Source organism: Henriciella sp. (genome assembly GCF_049649345.1).
GTDB lineage: Bacteria > Pseudomonadota > Alphaproteobacteria > Caulobacterales > Hyphomonadaceae > Henriciella.
This window is the reverse complement of record NZ_JBARZC010000003.1, coordinates 1-2,614: the sequence shown is the minus strand read 5'-3', so window position 1 is coordinate 2,614 and position 2,614 is coordinate 1. Positions and strand designations below refer to the sequence as shown.

Genomic DNA, 2,614 nt, shown 5'->3' with positions numbered 1-2,614 from the left:
CGCGAAGACAGACCTCTCGGAGAGGCGCGCGGCATTGAGAAGTTCCCGGCCAATGTGCGAGCCTGGGCCCTCCACCTTGAGATAGTCGGCAAATCCGAGGCTCGACCTGATCTGCTGGAAAAGCTGGTCGCCGCCCTGGCCGGAAAACAGGGCGGCCCTCGGGCCCTGGCAGAGCGCGGCTGTGCGTTGCAACTGGCCGCTTCCGGTAAATTCGCGATAGGGCCGTGCGCTGAGGGGATGGCTGCCGGTCGGCGGCAAGGGGTCGTCCGGGCTCAGATGCACCTTGATCAGGGGCAGTCCGAGATGGTCTGCAACTTTGCGGGCATGGTGGAATTCCGAGGGATCATCCGATTGCAGCTCGAAATGAACGGCCTCAATCGCGGCTGAGCCACCAGTCTGAACAAGCGAAGCGGCAACGGCACCTGAATCGAGCCCGCCCGAAAGGTTGAGAAGGATGTTTGGCTGGCTGGCGCGCCAGGAGTCGACAGCTTGGTCGATCGTCGTGCGAACCGCTTCAACCGCTTCTTCAAGGCGGGGCCGATAAGCGTCTTCGGCAAACTGCCGCGGGTCCCAGACCTGATTGGTTCGGATGTCATCCTTCTGGATCTCTGCCCGTTGCCCGAGGCCGAGCTCGTAAACGCCGTCCAGTCCCGTTTGCCCGGTCTGGATCTTGTCATAGGCGAGAAGCGCGCGGACGAAATGGAGATTCAGGGAAAATCTTCGCAGATCGAGAAAAGGACAAAGTTCGAGGTTGGAGAAGACCAGGGCGAGGTGTCCCTGCCGGCAATAGAAACATGGGATGCCACTCGACGGATCGCCCATGATGGCGAGGCGGCGCGCACCGGGCCGGAAAAAGACATAACGTCCCCAGAACCGGTCCAGTAGCGCTTCGCCGTTCGACTGGAGAATGGCCTGGCTGTCTGCGGGTGGGACCGCCGTGACGGGCAATGGGGAGCTTTCAGCGCACCGCCTGAACAGCGTCCCGAAGACGGCGCCGGACGGGTGCCCATCACCATCCTTGAGGAGATGGAGACTCGCATCCTGTCTTGTAGGGTCGAGGTGAAGGAGGGCGAAGCCGTCCATCTCCAGGAAGGCGCTGCCGGCAACAGTCTTGCGGGCCTCGTGGAGAATGCGGCCTGCTTGGGCGCTGGCCTCCCCATCGGCCACAGCCCAGTGCATCGCGAAGAAGGCGGCCATGGCGACTCCTTGCAGCTAGAGCCGCATGATCTCGGTATATTCGGCAGCCTTGTCCCGCGTCTCGTTGAGAAGAAGGTTTCCATGACTGATCCAGCAATGGGCATCGAAAGGCGAGAGCCTGACCCCGAAGACCCAGTCTGCCCTGATCGAAAAGCTGAGCAGAAAGCGCATCAGCACCATGCTTGAGAAAAAGCAGGCATTGTGGGTCGTCATGAAATAGGGAACCAGCTGGTGAAACTGCCTGACGCGGTGCTCCAGCGCTGAGGCAGGCTGCGGGTCTCGCGCACACACGTTGGATGTCCAGGAGGATGCAGTATCTACGGCACTTGCCGCATCGCGGGTGGCAGAATTGCGGAAGCGGCGGCACCTCCAGACAGCTATCGCCATTCGCGACACGGCCAGGGTGTCGATGCGTGTGCTCTGCTCGGCGTAAAGATCGGTGAGTGATCTGCTCGGGGCAGGCCTGCGGGACGGCGCCATCGGCTTGCCTGTCACCGCGTTTCTTGTGATCAGCCCCGATCTTTCCAGATAGGTTGAAAACCTTGAGGGCTCTGGCGACAGGGCGTTGCGGTCAGGGCACTGGGCGATCTCGCCATACCAGGACGACTGCAGCGGCGTGAGCCGCAAATAGCGGTCCCTGACCATGTCGAGAATGATGATCGAACTATCAAGGGCGCAGGCGTGAACGCCTTTCTCAAGATGGAAACAGCTGGCCATGAACGCGTTTCTGGATCGGCAGAGTGATGGGCATCTGAGCGATGCAGCGAAGGGACGGGGGAGCAGGCTCCCCCGTCCGCACGATGATCAGCTGCTTCGGGAATTCGGACCAACGAAGAGTTCGATGCCGAATGCTCGGCCACCGCGCGTCTCCTCTGAGACCGTCCCGAGCTCGAGGATTTCGAACTCGTCTTCCATCGGGCAGGTATCTTCTTTCTGGTTCATCTTGGTTCTCCTTCTGAGAGTGCACCGTCCTTCTGACGGCATGATGGATATAAATCAAAGGTAGAGAAAAGTCAAATAAATTAATTAAAACAATGTGTTGCGAGACACAGGCGCAGCCGCTCGGTCTTGAGGAAAGACCGGGACGTTCAGATCGGGATTAGATTACCCTGCCCGTGCTGCGCTAGGTCATGAGGCATCTCCTGTGTGGATGAAGGGGAAGGGCGACTGGCCTTCGACTACACTTGCCTTGTCCAGATTGCCCTCAAGCTTCGCACGCAGCGCACGCAGCGTCGCATAAGAGGCGCGCGCATAAGGGGCGACACGGTGCAGGGCGGGCGAGCTGACGGCTGAACAGAAGCCGGTGGCAGGCCTTTGCCAATCGGGTCCATAGATTTCGGCGAGGTGCTCATTGGCGTTTTCTGGAATGGGGAAGACAGTTCCATCATAGGTGGCGGTTTTCAGCTGAAAGCCCGAA

General features: G+C 60.1%; 3 protein-coding genes and 1 pseudogene. All 4 read right to left on the bottom strand.

What is annotated here, in order from left to right; translation table 11 throughout:
• A partial coding sequence (locus WA989_RS00050; RefSeq protein WP_424338487.1) for an asparagine synthase-related protein occupies positions 1-1,197 on the bottom strand: 1,197 nt, incomplete at its 3' end.
• A 15-nt stretch (positions 1,198-1,212) separates the two neighbouring features.
• A complete protein-coding gene (locus WA989_RS00045) occupies positions 1,213-1,914 on the bottom strand; it encodes a lasso peptide biosynthesis B2 protein (RefSeq protein ID WP_424338486.1) in 702 nt (233 codons plus the stop codon).
• 87 nt (positions 1,915-2,001) lie between these two features.
• The gene (locus WA989_RS00040) at positions 2,002-2,139 is read right to left on the bottom strand and encodes a hypothetical protein (RefSeq protein WP_424338485.1); all 138 of its coding nucleotides are present in this window, start codon (positions 2,137-2,139) and stop codon (positions 2,002-2,004) included.
• A 186-nt stretch (positions 2,140-2,325) separates the two neighbouring features.
• A pseudogene (locus tag WA989_RS00035) lies at positions 2,326-2,614 on the bottom strand (hypothetical protein); the annotation flags it as partial.